Origin of the sequence: Streptomyces cinnamoneus (assembly GCF_002939475.1) — a bacterium.
Taxonomy (GTDB): domain Bacteria; phylum Actinomycetota; class Actinomycetes; order Streptomycetales; family Streptomycetaceae; genus Streptomyces; species Streptomyces cinnamoneus_A.
Map to the genome: position 1 here is coordinate 361860 of NZ_PKFQ01000001.1, position 17496 is coordinate 379355.

The following is a 17496-nucleotide window of genomic DNA, read 5'->3' on the forward strand; positions in this document are numbered from 1 at the left end:
GGGATCACCGGAGGACCGCACAGACCCGGAAAGGACGGATGCTCAGGAAGACCCCGCTCCACTCTTTCGGCTTCACCACGTCGATTCAACGTCTCCGCATCGATCCGACTGCCGGCCCGGCTGCGCGCCACCTGCGATGCCACCACGGGTGGCACGGTCAAATGCGGCGCAGAGCAACCTACTTGATCGTCACTCATCATCGCAGGCGACATCACTCCATCGGGCATATCCGCGAGGAAAAAGGTGACGCCGTCATGATGATCCTCACAGGGCGCCGCGAACGGGGCGGCGGTATTCCGGGGGTACGCCCCGCAGCCCCGGCGCGTCAGTCGGCGCGGCGCCGGTCCTTCTCCGTCCATTCGCGGGTGTCGCGAGGCTCGACGTACGGCTCCTTCCACTCGGGGTGGCCGCGGATGACGGCGCGCTCGCGCGCCATCTCCGCGTCGAACTCCAGGCCCAGCAGGATCGCCAGGTTGGTGACCCAGATCCACACCAGGAAGACGATCACACCGGCGAGGGTGCCGTAGGTCTTGTTGTACGAGGCGAAGTTGGCCACGTACACCGCGAAACCCGCGGAGGCGCCCAGCCAGATCACCAGGGCCAGGAAGCTGCCGGGGGTGATCCACCGGAATCCGTGCACCCTGACGTTCGGCGAGGCCCAGTAGAGGGTTGTGATCATGATGCTGACCAGGAGGACCAGCACGGGCCACTTGGCGATCGACCACACGGTCACGGCCGTGTCCCCGAGGCCGAGCGCGGCGCCGGCCTGCCGGGCGAGCCCCCCGGTGAAGACGACGATGAGCGCGCTGGCGCAGGCCATCAGTATCAGCAGCACCGTCAGGGCCAGCCGCAGGGGCGTGACCTTCCACACCGGACGGCCCTCGGCGACGTCGTAGACGGCGTTGGAAGCGCGGATGAACGCCGCGACGTACCCGGACGCCGACCACACGGCCGCCAGCAGGGCCACGACCGCGAGCAGGGAACCGGTGCCGGAGCCCCCGCGCAGCTGGCCCACCGCGTTGGTGAGCACGTCCCGCGCCGGCCCGGGCGCGAGGCGCCGGAGGTTGTCCGAGAGCCCGTTGACGGCCGACTCCCCCGCGACGCCCAGGAGGGCGACGAGGACCAGCAGGGCCGGGAACAGCGAGAGCACGGCGTAGTACGTGAGCGCCGCGGCCCGGTCGGTGAGCTCGTCGTCCCGGAACTCCCCCAGAGTGCGGCGCAGCACCGCCCGCCACGACTTCGTGGGCATGTCGGTCGGCTCGCGCGGCGCGTCCCCCGCCGCCTTCGGGACGGGGTCGCCTCCGCCTCCACCGCGACGGCTCTGACGGGGGTCACGGCCGGGATCGCCCCCCGGCCCGGGCTTCGGTGTCGGTGCCATGTCCTGGCAGGTAACCGCCCGGGCCGCCGCGGAACCCTCCCCGGCGCCTTTTCGGCGTCCGCGTCACACCAACGGCGGGAGGACCCCTGGACGAGCGCGAGGGCGGCGGCACCCGGGTGGGGTGCCGCCGCCCTTCGCAGCTGCCGGCTCTACTCGGCGATCAGTGGTGACTGATCAGTAGGCGGAGTTGACGTTGTCCATCGAGCCGTACTTGTCGGCCGCGTAGTTGCAGGACGCGGTGATGTTGGCGACCGGGTCCCAGATGTCCCACGAGGTGCCCTCGACGTGATACGCCTTGAACGTCGGATCGATGATCTGCAGCAGACCCTTCGACGGCACACCGTTCACAGCATTGACGTCCCAGTCGTTGATCGCACGGGGGTTACCGGTCGACTCACGCATGACGTTGCGCTTGATGCCCTCGTAAGAGGCCGGAACGCCCTTGGCGTGCAGGATGTCCAGCGACTGGCGGATCCAGCCGTCCAGGTTGTCGGCGTACGCCTTCTTGGCGGGAGCGGCCGGCTTCGCGGCGGGCTTGGCCGCGGCAGGCTTCATGGGCTTGCGGGCCTCGGAACGGCTCGCGCGCTCCTGGTCGGCCTTGGCCTTCGCGTCGGCCTCGGCCTTCGCGGCAGCCTTCACCTTGGCGGCGGCCTCAGCCTTGGCCTTCGCCGCGGCGGCATCGGCGTACGTGCTCAGCTCGTCCTGCTGCGTCTCTCCAAAAGACTCCGCACTCCACGCCACCGGCTTCACCGCATGAGCATCAGCGGCAGAAGCAGTACCACCGGACACCGCGGCGAACACCACCGTGGCGGCAGCGGCCGCGGTCAGACCGGCGGCGGAGACCTTGTGAACCTTGGACAGACGGGTATAGCCGGAGTGAGTGGAACGCATAACTGAGCTGAACCTCTTCCCATCGCGAAGTCGCAGTGGCCCGTAACGGCGCGAAAAAAGCGCCGTTTCTCTGTCGACGGCGCCGTGCGACCCCGCAATTGTTAGCGGCGGAAAAACCCGTTGGCAAAGGTGTGACCTACTACCCCACGCCGTTCATAAGGCATGAACTCACCCAAGCGTTCCCCGGCAGGCAGGGCACAAGGGAATCGCCTCATCACTAAAGAGGCCCTATAAGTGATGTGGGTCGCATGAGCGGCCTCACACCGCAGGCCCCGTACGCTCGCGCCGTGTGAGCGTGCGCACGCGGCAGGCCACGACCATGTCCGATCTCCGCCAGCCGGGGCGCGAGGCACACGGAAGACTGGGGACATGACCACCCACATCCCGGCGTCACACCGCGTGCACACGGTGATCGACAGTCCCTACGGCGCCCTGACGCTCGTCGCCGAGGACGGCGGGCTCGCCGGCCTCTACATGGAGCAGCAGCGCCACCGGCCGCCGGAGGAGAGCTTCGACGAGCGGGACTCGCGGCCGTTCGGCGAGGTGGAGGCACAGCTGGAGGAGTACTTCAGCGGACGCCGCACCGAGTTCGATCTCCCGCTGCGCCTGCGCGGCACGCCGTTCCAACGCACCGTATGGGAAGCGCTACTGGGCATCCCGTTCGGGAGCACCGTCTCCTACGGACAACTCGCCGCGACGATCGGGCGGCCCGCCGCCGCCCGGGCCGTGGGGCTGGCCAACGGCCGTAACCCCGTCGGCATCATCGTCCCCTGCCACCGGGTCCTGGGGTCCACGGGCGACCTCACCGGCTACGGCGGTGGGCTGGACCGCAAGCAGCGGCTGCTCGGCTTCGAGCGGCAGGGCGCACGGCAGCTCATGTTGCCGGCTTGAGGGCGGCGCGAAAGGGCGGCGGCACCCCGGGCGGGGGTGCCGCCACCCTTCGCGGCTGCCAGGGTCGATCAGTGGTGACTGATCAGTAGGCGGAGTTGACGTTGTCCATCGAGCCGTACTTGTCGGCCGCGTAGTTGCAGGACGCGGTGATGTTGGCGACCGGGTCCCAGATGTCCCACGAGGTGCCCTCGACGTGATACGCCTTGAACGTCGGATCGATGATCTGCAGCAGACCCTTCGACGGCACACCGTTCACAGCATTGACATCCCAGTCGTTGATCGCACGGGGGTTACCGGTCGACTCACGCATGACATTGCGCTTGATGCCCTCGTAAGAGGCCGGAACGCCCTTGGCGTGCAGGATGTCCAGCGACTGACGGATCCAGCCGTCCAGATTGTCGGCGTACGCCTTCTTGGCGGGAGCGGCCGGCTTCGCGGCGGGCTTGGCCGCGGCAGGCTTCATGGGCTTGCGGGCCTCGGAACGGCTGGCGCGCTCCTGGTCGGCCTTGGCCTTCGCGGCAGCATCGGCCTTCGCGGCAGCCTTCACCTTGGCGGCGGCCTCAGCCTTGGCCTTCGCCGCGGCGGCATCGGCGTACGTGCTCAGCTCGTCCTGCTGCGTCTCACCAAAAGACCCGGCACTCCACGCCACCGGCTTCACCGCATGAGCCTCAGCGGCAGAAGCCGTACCACCGGACACCGCGGCGAACACCACCGTGGCGGCAGCGGCCGCGGTCAGACCGGCGGCGGAGACCTTGTGAACCTTGGACAGACGGGTATAGCCGGAGTGAGTGGAACGCATAACTGAGCTGAACCTCTTCCCATCGCGAAGTCGCAGTGGCCCGTAACGGCGCGAAAAAAGCGCCGTTTCTCTGTCGACGGCGCCGTGCGACCCCGCAATTGCTAGCGGCAGCGAAAACCCCCCGCAACGCTGTGACCTACTACCCCCACTCGTTCACCGCCCCGGGACCGATCCCCGCCCACCCCGATTCCCACCCCCGTGGGGAACCGCCTCCCTACTAAAGAGGCCCCTCAGTGATCCGGGTCCCATGAGCGGCCTCACATCGCGCGGGCCGTTCACTCACTTACAGAAGTGCTGCCTCGCGCCCCGTAGTCAGCTTCCGGTAGCCCGACGACGCCGGTAATAGGCGACCGTGACAACTGCCAGGAGCGGGCCCCAGGCCAGCAGGGGCACGTAGCAGGCGGTCATGAGCCAGGCCGATCCGCCCTTGGGGGCGTCGTCCGCCGCCATCTCTCCCGACCATCCCCCGCAGGCCGCCATGGACGTGATCACGGTGACCGCCGCCGCCCCCAGTGCCGCGGGGACGACCGCCGCGAGGACGGGGACCTTCCGGCCTCCGAGGAGCGGCACCCAGGGCGGCACTCTCTCGCCCCAGGGCTGGACCAGGCCGAGCGTGAGCAGTCCCAGGCACTCGGCGAAGACGCTCAGCGCTATCAGGTTGAGTGACGTCCAGCCGGGAAAGTTGCTCTCGTGCAGTGGTGTGCCCTCGCCGAATCCGGACGGCATGCCGAAGGCGATGGCGCAGCGCCACAGGCCCGACGGCAGCAGGGACCAGGCGGCGGCATGCGCCGCCCATCGGATCGACCGGGGAACGGCCGGCCCCTGCGGTTCCGTGGCGGACTGCGAGCGGGCCGTCATCGTATGTGACACGACGTCTTCTTCCTTCGTCTTCAGTCGTTTCCCTCGGAGTGCTGTCAGAGGGCTGTCCTTGGCGTGGGCGCCGGCCCCGGGCTCGGCGCGGTCACCGGCCGGGCTGCCATCCCTCCGGCAGCGGAGGGAGCTCCCCGTGCGTGACCTTGAGGCCGCCCTGGGTCACCGGTGCGAACGGAGCCGGTGCCATGCACGTCCCGACCCTGGGAGCCGTGGTCTTGCCGTCGACGATGTCGACGTTGCTGACGCCCCAGTGGAAGCCGAACCGGCCCTTGCCGGGGCCGCCGTTCTTGACGCTGAAGCCGTACCGGGTCCCGATCTCCCGGGGGTCGGCGGACTTCGTGATGACAGCGGTGAGCGTCGCCGTGTCACCCGCGGTGACCAGGCAGTCGACCGCGGCCTCCGCTCTGCGGGTCTCCTTCGTCTTGGCCACCCAGTGGGAGAAGGCGACCGTGCCGCGGGCATCGCTGGGCATTCCCTTCGGCAGTTGGTCGACGGGGCGACTGAAGGGCGCCGCTGTCGCGTCGACGGAGAAGCGGATGTCGTCGTCGGGCGAGTAGGCGTAGAAGATGCGCCCCTCTCCGCTGACCTTGGCGGGACCGGTCTGCTTCTCCTTGGCGGCCGTCCCGGCCGCCGGTGCCGCATCCGTTCCCGCAGCGTGTGGGGAGGCGGAGGACGACGAGGCGGACGCCGAGGCGACGTGGGACAGGCCGGTCAGGGCGGCGAACGCCGTCGTCGCGGCCACCGCCCCGACGGTGATCCGGCGACGCGGAGTGGAGAGGATGCCGGGCATGGCGAGCTCCTTCGATCGATCGGACGGGCCGCTGTCGGCGGCCGTTGTCCCGGTGACGTGCTCCACTCTCGTTGCGCGGGCCCGGTCCGGACCATCTGCCGATCAGCGGATCTCCGGCCGTCGTGATCCGCTCGCCTCTGCCGTTCGGCAGAGGAAGGGCGCGGCGTCCCGCCCGTAGGATCAAGGAGTGGGGACGATCAAGAACTTCGGACGCCGGGAAGCGATCCCGGCCGTGGCCGCCGCTTTGACGGGATGTGCGGCCGTCGGCGCCGTCGCCGTGACGCGTGGTGGCGTGACGCAGCCCTACGGGGCCCTGTCCGCGATCGCCGCCGCCACCGTGCTGCTGTGGGTCCTGGCAGGCTGGCCGCGCTCAACCGAACGCCTCGGCGGGCCGCTCGCGCTCGCCGGAGTCCTGTCCCTGGCCGTCACCGTGGGGGCTGAGCCGCCCACGACGACCGGGGAGTCGTGGGTGCGGCTCGTGGAAGTCGCCGTCCTGCTGGTGCTCCTGGTGGTCGCGGCCCGCTGGGTGCCGCCGCCCCGCGCGGTGGCGGCGGGCGCACCGGCGGCCACGGCGGTGGCGACGTGGTCGCTGCCGTTGATGCCGGCGCCGTCCGTGTTGACGCTGGCGGGCGCGGCGGCGTTCTGGTCCCTGCCCGTGCTGGGTGCGGTGGTGGTCGGGGGCTACCCCCGTCTGATGGAGCACCGCAGGCGCCGTCTGGTCGTCGAGACCCGGCGCTCGCAGCAGCTCGAACTCGCCCGTGACCTGCACGACTTCGTTGCCCACGACGTCAGTGGGATCGTGGCGCAGGCACAGGCCGCTCGTTTCGTGGCCGAGACCGACCCCGCGCGGGCGTTGCCGGCGCTGGAGCGCATCGAGGCGGCGGGGCTCAACGCGTTGGCGTCCATGGACCGCATGGTGAAGACCCTTCACGAGGCGGACGGCGCCGATGCCCGGCCGGTGGGCACGGGCGGCGTCGAACCCCTGCCCGGTGTGGACCAGCTCCCCGGCCTCGTCGCACGGTTCTCCTCGGCCGACCTCTCGCAGACGGCTCGCCTCGGCGTCGCGGCGGGCGCCACCGACGGCCTCTCACGGACGGCCGGTTCGACGGCCTACCGGACGGTCGTCGAGGCCCTCACCAACGTCCGCCGTCACGCCCCCGGCGCCTCACGCGTCGACGTGGCCCTCACCCGTGTCCGTACCACCGACGGTGCGTCAGCCCTGGAGGTCTCGGTCGTCGACGATGGTGGGGCCGGGAAGCGGGCCGGCACCCGTACGGCCCTCCGCCGGGAGCGGGAGGGGCACGGCGGGCGCGGTCTGAACGGCCTGCGCGAGCGCGTACGGGCCGCCGGCGGCACACTGGTCTACGGGCCGCACGGTGACGGCTGGCGCGTGACCGCCGTCCTGCCGCTGACGCCGGAACCCCTGTCGCAGGAACCTCCGACGCCGGAACCACCGGCGCCGGAGCCGCTGCCCTCCGGGCCGAAGCGGACGACGTCGCCGGCCCTGACCGAGCAGCCGTCGTGACCAACGCGCCCACCCGCATCCTGCTGGCCGACGACCAGGACGACGTCCGCAGCGGATTCCGCCTCGTACTCGACTCGCAGCCCGACATGACCGTCGTCGGTGAGGCCGCCGACGGAGCCACCGCGCTCGATCTGGCGTCGCGGCTCCGGCCGGACGTCGTCCTGGCCGACATCCGGATGCCGCACCTCGACGGCCTGGAACTCACCCGGCGTCTCGCCGGACCCGGGTCCGCGTGCCCCACCCGCGTGATCGTCGTGACGACCTTCGACCTGGACGACTACGTGCACACCGCGTTGCACAACGGCGCCAGCGGATTCCTCCTCAAGCGCTCCGGGCCGGCCCTGCTGATCGAGGGCGTCAGGGCCGCGATGGCCGGCGACGCGCTCATCAGCCCCCAGATCACCGTCCGGCTCCTGCGCCGGCTCACCGCGACGCCGTCGCCCCGCCCCGCCGCCGGCCCGCCGGGAGGGACGCCCCCGGACCCGCTCACCGACCGGGAACGCGAGATCGTCCGCCTCATCGCGCGCGGCCACACCAACGCCCGGATCGCCGCCGAGCTCTTCATCTCGCCGGGGACGGCGAAGACCCACATCGCCAACATCCAGACCAAGTTGAAGACCGGCAACCGCGTCGGCATCGCGGCGTGGGCCTGGAAGACGGGGCTCGCCACCCCCGAGCCGTACGACGAACCGTAGGGCCTGCCCCGGGGATCGGCCGCGCGCCGTCGCGTCTTCCGGGGGCGACCCCACCGGCTACGGCTGCCGGGCGGCGGCCGACGCCCTTGCCGGGGCGGCGGATCGCGGTCACTGTGGGGGCGTGACCGTCGGGCGCCGGCCGGCCCGTCCCCCGCGTGAGGAGTCAGCGTGGAGTCCTTCGTCCTGCCCCACACCGTGCACGGTGACGGCCCGCACAAAGTCGTCGCCGTACACGGGTGGTTCGCCGACAGGTCCGCCTTCGACCCGATCCTGCCGGACGTCGACCGGAGCGCGTTCCAGTACGCCCTGGTCGATCTGCGCGGCTACGGCGAGGCCAAGGACGCGCCGGGCGCGTACACCACCGCCGAGGGGGCCGCCGACGTCCTGGCCGTCGCCGACCGGCTGGGCTGGGAGCGGTTCTCGGTGGTCGGGCACTCGATGGGCGGCAGCGTGGCGCAGCGGCTGCTGGCCCTGGCGCCGGACCGGGTGCGCAGGCTCGTGGGGATCTCCCCCGTCCCCGCCTCGGGGCTTCCGCTGCCGCCGGAACAGTGGGAACTGTTCTCCTCCGCCGCGCACGCCCCCCAGAACCGGCGTGTGATCATCGACTTCACGACGGGCGGGAAGCGTCCTGCCGGCTGGCTGGACCGGATGGTGTCACGCTCGCTGGAGCGCAGCGAGGCCAAGGCGTTCCGTGCCTGGCTCGACTCCTGGGCCGGGGAGGACTTCCACGCCGAGGTCGCGGACTCGACGGTTCCGGCACTGGCGGTCGTGGGGACGCTCGATCCCGCGCTGACGGCCGATCTGATGCGGGGGACGTGGCTGCGCTGGTACGCCGACAGCCGGCTCCTCGAGCTGCCGTCGGCGGGGCACTACGCCATGGACGAGACGCCGCTGGAGCTGATCCGGGCCATGGAGGACTTCCTGCGGGCCGACGGCGACGGGCGGGGGCAGGCGCCGGGGAACGGACCGCGGCCCGCGTGACCGGCCCGGTGACCGGCGCCGCGGAGGCCGGGGTGCCGGACGTCTTCGACCCCCGGATCTACGCCGACGGCCTGCCGCACGCGGCGTACCGGACCCTCCGCGACCGCCACCCGGTGGTCTGGCAGGAGGAGCACGGGGTGCTCGGCTGGCCCGCCGGACCTGGTTTCTGGGCGGTCACCCGCCACAACGACGTCGTGCGCGTCCTCAAGGACGGGCGTACGTACTCCTCCCGTCTCGGGGCGACGCAGATCCGGGACCCCGATCCCGCCGACCTGCCGTTCGTCCGGCGCATGATGCTCAATCAGGACCCGCCGGAGCACGGGCGGCTGCGCCGGCTGATCAGCCACGCCTTCACCCCCCGTCGCATCGACCGCTTCGCGGCCGCCGCCCGGGAACGGGCGCGCGGCCTGCTGACAGGAGCCGTCGACGCGGCTCGCGCCGGGGACGGGGTCTGCGACGTCGTCGCCGCCGTCACGGACGACTTCGCCCTGCTCAACCTCGCCGACCTGCTCGGTGTGCCGGCCGCCGACCGGGAGCTGCTGCTGGACTGGACCCGGCGCGTCATCGGCTACCAGGACCCGGATGAGTCCGGAGCACCCGCGCCCGGCCCGGGCGGGCGGCCCGTGGACCCGCGCTCCCCCGCCATGCTGAGCGACATGTTCGGCTACGCCCGGGAGCTGGCCGCCCACAAGCGCCGGCACCCCGGCGACGACGTGATGACCGTGCTCGCGTCGCGGACGAGGCCGGGGCAGAGGGAGCCGTCGCAGGTGAAGCCGGAGACGGCCGCATGCGCGTGGGCGGAGCTGGAGACGGCCGAGCTGGAGATGTCCTTCTTCCTGCTGACCATCGCGGGCAACGACACGGTCCGCAGCGCCGCCCCCGGCGGGCTGTGGGCCCTGGCACGGCATCCTGACGAATACCGCCGGTTGCGCGCGGGGGACGTGGGGACGGCGTCGAGCGTGGAGGAGCTGCTGCGCTGGCACCCGCCGGTGCTCAGCTTCCGCCGTACCGCGGCCCACGACACCGAACTGGCCGGCCGGCGCCTGCGCGCGGGCGACAAGGTGGTCGTCTTCCACGGGTCCGCCAACTACGACGAGCGGGTCTTCGCGGCGCCGCACCGGCTGGACCTGTCCCGCACCCCCAACCCGCACGTCTCCTTCGGCGACGGACCGCACGTGTGCCTGGGCGCGCACTTCGCCCGGCTGCAGCTACGGGTGCTCTACGAGGAGACGCGGCGGCTCCTGCCGTCCCTGACGCTCGCAGGGCCGCCGCGGCGGCTCGTGTCGAACTTCATCAACGGGGTGAAGTCGCTTCCGCTGTACGTCACCGCCGGGTGACCGGACCGGAACGAGAGGTCTTCTCCTGCGAGCCCGTGCCGCCCCCGTGACCGCCGGCGGGGTGACCGACGGTGTCGGCTCTCCCGTGGCATCCGGCGACGGCGGCCGGGCCGGGAGTGTGGGGTGGTGGTGTTCCCGGCAGGCAGCCGGGGCCTCCCTGTTTCGCCCGTGCAGGTGAAGGGCCTTGTCGGCTTCGCCGGGCGCCAGGACCGCCGCGTGCGGGGGCGGCGGCCCGCCGACCGGACGCCGGCGAGGGTGGCGGCCCGGCCGGCCCGTGACCGGGAGGCGGTCAGCCCGTGGCGCGCAGGGTGCGGCGGGCGGTGGCGCGGAGGTGTTCGAGGACGTCCGCGTCGGCGTCGAGGGTGTAGTCGGTGTCGAGGCCGGCGAGGGTCTGGGCGATGCGTGGCAGCACGTCGTCCGAGGCGTCGACGCGGCAGGTGCCCTCGTCGAGGGGCTGGACGCGGGTGCCCAGGCCGCGGGTGCGGGCGCGGACGTGGTCGGCGGAGGCATGGACGGTGGCGACGGCCCGATGACGGGTGGGGGCGGCCGACAGGCGGCCGGCGACGAAGGCGGCCGGGTCGTCCCCCGGTACCCGGCGGCGCGGGACCCGTCGGCCGGTGGGGGTGGGCTGGGTGATCCGGTCGAGGCGGAAGAGACGCCAGTCGTCCTTGTCGGTGTCGTGGGCGAGGAGGTACCACAGGCCGCCGGACACGACCAGGTGGCAGGGCTCGGCCCGGCGGGACGCGGCGGTGCCGTGGCGGGTGGTGTAGCCGAAGGTGAGGACTTCGTGGTCGCGGCAGGCCACGGCGAGGGTGGCCAGGACGGCCGGGTCGGCGCGCGGGCCCCGGGGTTCCCAGGTGATGCCGGCGAGGGAGGTCTGGAGGGCGGTGACCTGTCCGCGCAGGCGGCGAGGCAGGACCTGTTCGAGCTTGGCCAGGGCCCTGAGGGTGGTCTCCTCGATGCCGGTGAGGCCGCCCGCGGCCGTCCGCAGGGCGACGGCGATGGCCACGGCCTCGTCGTCGTCCACGAGGAGGGGCGGCAGATCGGCGCCGGCGGCCAGCCGGTAGCCGCCGGCGTGGCCGCGGGCGCTGTCGACGGGGTAGCCCAGTTCGCGCAGCCGGTCGATGTCGCGGCGGACGGTGCGGACGGTCACGCCGAGCCGTTCGGCCAAGTCGGAGCCGGACCATTCCCGCCGGGTCTGCAGCAGGGACAGCAGCCGCAGCATGCGGGCGGTCATGTCGCTCGTCATGACGTCCACTATGCACGGGTCAAAGGACACAGCCTGTCCTGAAAGCCTCCTAGTGTGGATCTGTCCGCAGTAATAAAGCAGGAGGTTTCCCATGAAAATCACGGTTCTTGGTACCGGTGGCGGTGGTCGCGCCCACGCCGCCAAGCTCCTTGGGCTCGGCCACGACGTCTACGTCGGCACCCGCGACCCCGAGGCCACGCTGGCCCGCACGGAGCCCGACATGATGGGCAACCCGCCCTACGGCCGGTGGCTCGCCGACCACCCCGGCATTCAGCTGCGCACCTTCGGCGAGGCCGCGGCCGCCGCGGACTCGCTGGTCGTGGGCGGCATCGACGGCCACAACGCCGTCGCCGCCCTGTCCTCCGTTGCCGACCAGCTCGCGGGCAAGACGCTCGTCGACTACGCCGTGCCGTACGTCTACAACCCCCAGGTCGAGCACCCCTGGCCGACCCCGTGGGGGATCATGCCGAAGCTCGACCCCTGTGACGTGGACAGTCTCGGCGAGCGGATCCAGCGCGCCCTTCCCCGGACCAAGGTCGTCAAGTCCTTCGTCACCCAGGAGCAGGAGACCGTCGTCAACCCCGCGATCGTCGGGGGCGGCGACCACACCATGTTCGTCGCCGGTGACCACGACGACGCCAAGCGGCAGGTCACGGAGCTGCTGAAGGACTACGGCTGGACCGACGTCCTCGATCTCGGCCCCCTCGTGTGCGCCCGCGGCATGGAGATGTACGCCCACATGCACTCGGCCATCGGGTTCGGCCTCGGCCAGCAGTTCGGCGGCCGTTTCGGCATCAAGGTCGTGCGCTGAGGCCGGACGGACCGCCGTCACCGGCGCCACGGCACCGGCCAGGCGTGGCCCCCGGCACCGGGCGGCCGCTCGCGTCCCGCCCCCGCCCGTCCCGGAGCACGGGCGCCGCGCCACCGCGAAGGAACCGCCTCGCCGCGGGCGGCCCTGCCCGCCCCTCCGGTCAGCCCTTCTGCATCCACGCCCCCTGACCCCGACGCCCCCACTGGCACGCCCATCGTGGCGCCGACACACCAAGAGCCGCACATGACCGCCCTGCCCCACATCACCGCCGCCCAGCGCCGCGCCCGCCTCGTGCGGCGCCACCTCCTGGCGCCCTCCGTCCGGGAGAAGGCGCCGGAGGCGGCGGCCGACGCCCTGGTCGGCCTGCACGCCACCGATCCCGCGACCGTCTTCCTCGCCGCGGCCGCCCGGATGCACGCGCCCACCGCCGGCGCCGTCGAGGCGGCGCTCTACGGCACGCCCGCCGGGCGACCGGCCGGTGGTCAGCCGGCAGGGGCCCCCGCGCTGGCCCGCATCCGGTGCATGCGTCGCACCATGTTCGTCGTCCCGGCCCCGCTCGCCCCGGCCGTCCACGCCGCGACCGCCGGAGGCCATGCGCACCGTCACCGCACCGACGCCATGGCGAGACTGCACGACGCGCTGGGCTGGGACGCACGGCGCTACGCCGCCGTGGAGCACGCGACCCTCCAGGCGCTCACGGCACACGGCGCGGCCACCGCCGTCCAACTCGCCGCCGCCATACCGGACTTGCGCGAGCAGATCATCACCTTCCCGGGCAAGCCGTACGAGTCGCGGCAGCGCGCGAGCACCCCCGTCCTGGGCGTGCTCGCCGCCGAGGGACGCATCCGGCGTGCCCGCCCGGCCGGTTCGTGGACCTCGGCGCAGTTCCGTTGGGCGCCGGCACGCCCGCTGCCGGAGGTGCCCGTCGCCGAGGCGAAGACCGAACTGGCCCGTCGCTACGTGGCGGCGTTCGGGCCGGTCACCGTGGACGACGTGAGGTGGTGGACCGGCTGGACCCTCACCGACACGCGCAAGGCCCTGGCCGCCACCGGCGCCCAGGCCGTCGAACTGGACGAGGGTACGGGCTACTCGCTGCCCGAGCATCTCGACGTTCCCGACGACGCGCCGGAACCCTCCGCCGCCCTCCTCCCCGGCCTGGACCCCACGCCCATGGGCTGGCGTCACCGCGGTTGGTACCTGGACGGTGACCACACCAAGGCCCTCTTCGACCGCAACGGCAACATCGGCCCCACCATCTGGTGGAACGGCCGCATCGTCGGCGCGTGGGCGCAGCAGCCGCACGGCCACATCAACCACCACTTCCTCACCGACCCCGGCCGTGAAGGGCGCGCCGCCGTCGCGACCGAGATCGAGCGGCTGACGGCCTTCCTCGGCGGCGTCCGGGTCACCCCCTGCTACCGCACCCCTCTCGAACGCCGGCTCTCGGCCCCGCCGTCCGGGGCCCGCACGGCCGGCTGATCACCGGTGGCCCTGGGGGCTTGGGATCGGTGAGCACTCCTGCGACCCTGGTGACCGCGCTCCGGCGTTCACGCCGGGGCGCGCACCGCCCGTTGCCCCTTCGACCGAGGATCCCCATGACCGACGACCTCTTCCTCGACCACGTCGCCGACCGGCTCGCTGCCCTGCCCGCCGTGCACGCCGTCACACTGGGTGGCTCACGGGCCCAGGGCACGCACACTCCTGACAGCGACTGGGATCTGGCCGTGTACTACCGCGGGGGCTTCGACCCGGCCGACCTGCGCGCCGTCGGCTGGGACGGGGAGGTTTCCGAGATCGGCGCCTGGGGCGGGGGCGTCTTCAACGGCGGGGCGTGGCTCACGATCGACGGCCGGCCCGTGGACGTCCACTACCGTGACCTCGACGTCGTCGAGCACGAACTCGCCGAGGCCCGGCAGGGCCGCTTCCACTGGGAGCCCCTGATGTTCCACCTGGCGGGCATCCCCAGCTACCTGGTGGTCGCTGAACTCGCCGTCAACCAGGTGCTCCGGGGCACCCTGCCCCGTCCCGCATACCCGAGGGCACTGCGCGAAGCGGCCCCGCCGGTGTGGCGCGGGCGGGCGGCCACGACCCTCCACTACGCCAGGGGCGCCTACGTGCGGGGCGGCCAGGCCACCGAGGTCGCGGGGGCGTTGGCCACCGCCGCCGCGCAGACGGCACACGCGGTGCTGGCCGCTCGCGGCGAGTGGGTCACCAACGAGAAGCGGCTCCTGCTGCGGGCGGGCCTGCGCGGCACCGACGCCATCATGGCCGGACTGAGGCCGGAGCCCGACTCCCTGACGCAGGCGATCGCCGATGCGGAGAGGCTGTTCGAGACCGCCGTGTGAGCACCGCACAGGCGCGAAGGGCGGCCCGGGGCCGCCGTCCGGCCCGGCCCGCCCTTCGCGTTCCCCGGGTCAGTCGTCGTGGACCGGGCTGGTGAACTCCAGGGTCCACGTCTCCTGGAACTCGGGCTTGGGCGGCACCACTTCGAGCTGCGCGCCGCGGTGCCCGGCGCGCAGAGCGAGCCCCTTGTCCGAGATGATCTTGACGCCGCCGATGACCCGTTCGAACGTGAACGTGGCCAGCTCGGGCCGCTGCACGCCGTTCACGTACAGCTTGTCGTCCACGATCACGAGGCCGACTTCCTCGTGCTGGGCGAGGCGGATCACGTAGGGCGAGCCGGGCACGGGCTCGGCCGGCTCGATCAGCCATTCCTGCTCGATCGGCAGGGGGTTCAGCCGGTCGGTGATGACGGGAGCGCCGTGCTTGATGGCGTGCTCGGTGGCCGTCACCAGGGCCGACGGGCCGATGATGTGCGCGTGGATCTTGTAGATGCCGGGCTTTACCGGGATCGGAGGCATGCGGGGACTCCCTCTCTCACGGTTCACTCGGGCCGGTGGCGTGACGTCACCGGTGCACGGGACAACGATCCCTGCCCGCCCGGGCAGCGCAAAGGTCCGGATGCCGCCAAGTCGACTACGGCGCGGACTGCTCGATCGCAGTTGCGAAAGCGTCCCGGTCGGAGGCGTGTTGAGGGCCGCCGTCCCGCCGGGCACCGCCCGGCGCGGTACAGGATCCGGCCGCCCGGCCGCCCCGCCCCTCGACGGGGGCGGCCGGGAACGCGGGAACCGGGCTTTCCGGCTCCGGGCCTCGGTCAGGGGCGGTGGGCCCGCCATTCGGAGGCGAGGACTCCCCAGATCTGCTTGTCATAACGGGCGCCCTCGAAGGGCCATGCCTCGCGTCGCACTCCCTCGAGCACCATGCCGAGCCGCTCGGCCACGGCGTAGCTGCGGTCGTTGTCGGCCCGGCAGTGCCATTCGGCGCGGTGCAGCCCCCGGGTGGTGAACGCCCAGTCCAGCAGGGCGCGGCACGCCTCCGTGATCAGGCCGCGGCCCTCGGCCGCGGGCTCCAGCCAGCAACCGACCTCGCACGATCCCCACGCGGCGTCGAAGTCCGTGAACATCACGCCGCCGACCAGGACGTCGTCGAGCCAGATGCCGTAGAGGCGGGCGCCGTCCGTGGCCTGGCGCTCGGCGTACCGGCGGATCGTGGCCCGCGCCCCGTCGACGTCGTCGGTGACGAACGCCGGCCCGACCCAGGGCCGGATGTGCTCGCGGGCCCGGTCCAGGTGGGCGGCGAACTCTTCGGCATGCCATGTCTCCAGCGGACGGAGGCGGGCGTCGTCCCGCAGAGGAAGGGAAAACATGAAGACCTCGCATTCACACAACAAGCGTTATGGTTATGTACCGTAGCAGCATGCCACGCACCAAGGGAGATCACGAAGCCCGTCGCCGCGACGTCTCGGAGGCGGTCTGGCGGGTGTTGGCCGCGCACGGATTCGGCGGGCTGACCCTGCGGGCCGTCGCCACCGAGCTCGGGGCGACCACCGGCCTGCTCACCCACTACTTCCCCACCAAGCGCGACCTGGTCGCGCATGCCCTCGACCTGCTCGACACCCGCAGCGCCTCCCGCCCCCGGCGCACGGCCGGGAGGGGCCTGTCCGCCGTGAGGGCCGCCCTGCTCGACATCCTGCCGCTGACGGCCGAGGCCACCGCCAGCAACCGGATCTGGGTGTCCTCCTGGGACACCGCGCTCGCCGACCCCGGGCTGAGTGACGACTACGCCCGCAAGTACGGGCGTAGCCGCGACAAGCTGCGCGACCTGGTCGCCGTGGCGCAGGAGCGCGGCGAACTGCCCGCCGGAGACCCGGGACGCGTCGCGGCCGGCGCCCAGTCGTTCGTCCTGGGCCTGGTCGTGCAGGCCCTTTTCGCTCCCGCGGCATTCCCGCCGGACCGCCAGGTCGAGCTTCTGGACGACTACCTGGCCGCGCTGGCCTCCCAACCCTCATCCGGTGGCGGTCACGCGACCCCGTCCTGACAGGCTGGACCCCTCAAGATCCAGTGGGCGGCGGGAGAGTGAGCAGCCGCCACGTGCCGAAGGGAAACGTCGTGCCGCACGCGAAGAGTACGGATGGGGTCCGCATCGCCTACCAGCCCCGGGGGGACGGCACCCCGCTCGTCCTGCTGGCAGGCCAGGCCAACACCCACCACTGGTGGGATCACGTCCGTGACGACTTCCAAGCCGCCCACCGCACCGTCACCCTCGACTACCGGGGCACCGGCGAGAGCGACAAACCCGACGAACCGTACAGCATCGAGGGGTTCGCGCAGGACGTCGTCGCGGTGCTGGACGACCTCGGCGTCGACCGCGCCCACGTCTACGGCACGTCCATGGGCGGACGAGTCGCCCAGCGGCTGGCCGCCCGCTACCCGCACCGGGTCCGCGCCCTGGTGCTCGGCTGTACGTCGCCGGGCGGCCGGCACGCCGTCGAGCGCGGCGACGACGTCCGCAGGGCACTGGCCCGGCCCGGCCCCGCGGCCGGCCGGGCCCTGCGCGAACTGATGTACACGCCGGCCTGGCTCGCGACCGGCACGGGTCCCCGCAACACGCTCGGCGACCCCGCCATGCCCGCCTACGCGCGCCGCCGGCACCTGGCCGCCAGCAACGCGCACGACGCGTGGGACGTGCTGCCGGACATCTCGGCGCCCACGCTGGTGGTGCACGGCACCGACGACCTCCTCAACCCCACGGCCAACGCGCACCTCCTCGCGGACCGCATCCCGGGCGCCCGGCTGCACCTCATCCCCGGAGCACGGCACGCCTACTTCGAGGAGTTCCGCGCCACCGCGGGTCCGCTGGTGCTGGACTTCCTCGCGGAGCACGACCACGACGGATGAGCACGCCGAACCGGACTCCCCCAGCACGTGGATCGCGCC

General features: G+C 72.5%; 18 protein-coding genes. 10 read left to right on the forward strand and 8 right to left on the reverse strand.

The features are described 5' to 3' along the window. Window positions 1-325 precede the first annotated feature (325 nt). A complete protein-coding gene (locus CYQ11_RS01780; RefSeq protein WP_099197861.1) occupies window positions 326-1378 on the reverse strand; it encodes a YihY/virulence factor BrkB family protein in 1053 nt (350 codons plus the stop codon). 174 nt (window positions 1379-1552) lie between these two features. Then, window positions 1553-2269, reverse strand: coding sequence for a transglycosylase SLT domain-containing protein (locus CYQ11_RS01785; RefSeq protein ID WP_099197862.1), 717 nt, complete (start codon window positions 2267-2269; stop codon window positions 1553-1555). Window positions 2270-2638: 369 nt separating this feature from the next. Here CYQ11_RS01785 and CYQ11_RS01790 point away from each other — a divergent pair, with 369 nt between their 5' ends. Beyond that, window positions 2639-3160, forward strand: a complete 522-nt coding sequence (locus CYQ11_RS01790) for a methylated-DNA--[protein]-cysteine S-methyltransferase (protein WP_099198007.1) — start codon at window positions 2639-2641, stop codon at window positions 3158-3160. A gap of 82 nt (window positions 3161-3242) precedes the next feature. Here CYQ11_RS01790 and CYQ11_RS01795 read toward each other — a convergent pair whose 3' ends face one another. The 3 genes from CYQ11_RS01795 to CYQ11_RS01805 form a co-directional block, all read right to left on the reverse strand. Further along, window positions 3243-3959, reverse strand: coding sequence for a transglycosylase SLT domain-containing protein (locus tag CYQ11_RS01795; protein ID WP_099198008.1), 717 nt, complete (start codon window positions 3957-3959; stop codon window positions 3243-3245). Between the two features lie 312 nt (window positions 3960-4271). Then, window positions 4272-4829 carry a hypothetical protein gene (locus CYQ11_RS01800; RefSeq protein ID WP_240003212.1) on the reverse strand — a complete coding sequence of 186 codons (558 nt, stop codon included), beginning with the start codon at window positions 4827-4829 and terminating at the stop codon, window positions 4272-4274. Window positions 4830-4920: 91 nt separating this feature from the next. Continuing rightward, window positions 4921-5622: a hypothetical protein gene (locus tag CYQ11_RS01805; protein WP_099198010.1), complete on the reverse strand. Its 702-nt coding sequence runs from the start codon at window positions 5620-5622 to the stop codon at window positions 4921-4923. 187 nt (window positions 5623-5809) lie between these two features. On the opposite strand from CYQ11_RS01805, the gene CYQ11_RS01810 reads away from it, so the two are divergent. From CYQ11_RS01810 to CYQ11_RS01825, 4 genes are all read left to right on the forward strand, one after another. After that, window positions 5810-7147, forward strand: coding sequence for a sensor histidine kinase (locus CYQ11_RS01810; protein WP_240003213.1), 1338 nt, complete (start codon window positions 5810-5812; stop codon window positions 7145-7147). Further along, window positions 7144-7842, forward strand: a complete 699-nt coding sequence (locus CYQ11_RS01815) for a response regulator (RefSeq protein ID WP_099198011.1) — start codon at window positions 7144-7146, stop codon at window positions 7840-7842. Before CYQ11_RS01810 ends, CYQ11_RS01815 begins: the two co-directional genes overlap by 4 nt. Window positions 7843-8010: 168 nt before the next feature. Then, on the forward strand, window positions 8011-8823 hold the full coding sequence (locus CYQ11_RS01820) for an alpha/beta fold hydrolase (protein WP_099198012.1): 813 nt from the start codon (window positions 8011-8013) through the stop codon (window positions 8821-8823). After that, a complete protein-coding gene (locus tag CYQ11_RS01825) occupies window positions 8820-10160 on the forward strand; it encodes a cytochrome P450 (RefSeq protein WP_104650941.1) in 1341 nt (446 codons plus the stop codon). The genes CYQ11_RS01820 and CYQ11_RS01825 overlap by 4 nt, the downstream gene beginning before the upstream one ends. Window positions 10161-10449: 289 nt before the next feature. On the opposite strand, the gene CYQ11_RS01830 is transcribed toward CYQ11_RS01825, so the two are convergent. Next, the gene (locus CYQ11_RS01830; protein WP_099198121.1) at window positions 10450-11409 is read right to left on the reverse strand and encodes a helix-turn-helix transcriptional regulator; all 960 of its coding nucleotides are present in this window, start codon (window positions 11407-11409) and stop codon (window positions 10450-10452) included. A 91-nt stretch (window positions 11410-11500) separates the two neighbouring features. On the opposite strand from CYQ11_RS01830, the gene CYQ11_RS01835 reads away from it, so the two are divergent. The 3 genes from CYQ11_RS01835 to CYQ11_RS01845 all read left to right on the forward strand — a co-directional run bounded on the left by CYQ11_RS01835 (window position 11501) and on the right by CYQ11_RS01845 (window position 14565). Then, the gene (locus CYQ11_RS01835; RefSeq protein ID WP_099198013.1) at window positions 11501-12220 is read left to right on the forward strand and encodes an NADPH-dependent F420 reductase; all 720 of its coding nucleotides are present in this window, start codon (window positions 11501-11503) and stop codon (window positions 12218-12220) included. Window positions 12221-12463: 243 nt separating this feature from the next. Continuing rightward, window positions 12464-13699, forward strand: coding sequence for a winged helix DNA-binding domain-containing protein (locus CYQ11_RS01840; RefSeq protein WP_099198014.1), 1236 nt, complete (start codon window positions 12464-12466; stop codon window positions 13697-13699). Between the two features lie 116 nt (window positions 13700-13815). Then, the gene (locus CYQ11_RS01845) at window positions 13816-14565 is read left to right on the forward strand and encodes a nucleotidyltransferase domain-containing protein (RefSeq protein ID WP_099198015.1); all 750 of its coding nucleotides are present in this window, start codon (window positions 13816-13818) and stop codon (window positions 14563-14565) included. A 69-nt stretch (window positions 14566-14634) separates the two neighbouring features. On the opposite strand, the gene CYQ11_RS01850 is transcribed toward CYQ11_RS01845, so the two are convergent. Together CYQ11_RS01850 and CYQ11_RS01855 are read right to left on the reverse strand one after the other, a co-directional pair. Continuing rightward, window positions 14635-15081, reverse strand: coding sequence for a hypothetical protein (locus CYQ11_RS01850; protein WP_099198016.1), 447 nt, complete (start codon window positions 15079-15081; stop codon window positions 14635-14637). Between the two features lie 293 nt (window positions 15082-15374). Next, window positions 15375-15926 (reverse strand): GNAT family N-acetyltransferase, encoded by a 552-nt coding sequence (locus CYQ11_RS01855; RefSeq protein ID WP_099198017.1) that lies wholly within the window; start codon window positions 15924-15926, stop codon window positions 15375-15377. A gap of 50 nt (window positions 15927-15976) precedes the next feature. Here CYQ11_RS01855 and CYQ11_RS01860 point away from each other — a divergent pair, with 50 nt between their 5' ends. Further along, complete coding sequence (locus CYQ11_RS01860) at window positions 15977-16597, forward strand: TetR/AcrR family transcriptional regulator (protein WP_181143543.1); 621 nt, start codon at window positions 15977-15979, stop codon at window positions 16595-16597. Between the two features lie 71 nt (window positions 16598-16668). Beyond that, a complete protein-coding gene (locus CYQ11_RS01865) occupies window positions 16669-17457 on the forward strand; it encodes an alpha/beta fold hydrolase (protein ID WP_099198122.1) in 789 nt (262 codons plus the stop codon). Window positions 17458-17496: the final 39 nt, after the last annotated feature.

Excerpts from the sequence above, each read along its gene's own strand:
- CYQ11_RS01780 (WP_099197861.1), bottom strand. The coding sequence starts at position 1,378 with ATGGCACCGACACCGAAGCCCGGGCCGGGGGGCGATCCCGGCCGTGAC.
- CYQ11_RS01785 (WP_099197862.1), bottom strand. The coding sequence starts at position 2,269 with ATGCGTTCCACTCACTCCGGCTATACCCGTCTGTCCAAGGTTCACAAG.
- CYQ11_RS01790 (WP_099198007.1), top strand. The coding sequence starts at position 2,639 with ATGACCACCCACATCCCGGCGTCACACCGCGTGCACACGGTGATCGAC.
- CYQ11_RS01795 (WP_099198008.1), bottom strand. The coding sequence starts at position 3,959 with ATGCGTTCCACTCACTCCGGCTATACCCGTCTGTCCAAGGTTCACAAG.
- CYQ11_RS01805 (WP_099198010.1), bottom strand. The coding sequence starts at position 5,622 with ATGCCCGGCATCCTCTCCACTCCGCGTCGCCGGATCACCGTCGGGGCG.
- CYQ11_RS01830 (WP_099198121.1), bottom strand. The coding sequence starts at position 11,409 with ATGACGAGCGACATGACCGCCCGCATGCTGCGGCTGCTGTCCCTGCTG.
- CYQ11_RS01835 (WP_099198013.1), top strand. The coding sequence starts at position 11,501 with ATGAAAATCACGGTTCTTGGTACCGGTGGCGGTGGTCGCGCCCACGCC.
- CYQ11_RS01840 (WP_099198014.1), top strand. The coding sequence starts at position 12,464 with ATGACCGCCCTGCCCCACATCACCGCCGCCCAGCGCCGCGCCCGCCTC.
- CYQ11_RS01845 (WP_099198015.1), top strand. The coding sequence starts at position 13,816 with ATGACCGACGACCTCTTCCTCGACCACGTCGCCGACCGGCTCGCTGCC.
- CYQ11_RS01850 (WP_099198016.1), bottom strand. The coding sequence starts at position 15,081 with ATGCCTCCGATCCCGGTAAAGCCCGGCATCTACAAGATCCACGCGCAC.
- CYQ11_RS01855 (WP_099198017.1), bottom strand. The coding sequence starts at position 15,926 with ATGTTTTCCCTTCCTCTGCGGGACGACGCCCGCCTCCGTCCGCTGGAG.
- CYQ11_RS01860 (WP_181143543.1), top strand. The coding sequence starts at position 15,977 with ATGCCACGCACCAAGGGAGATCACGAAGCCCGTCGCCGCGACGTCTCG.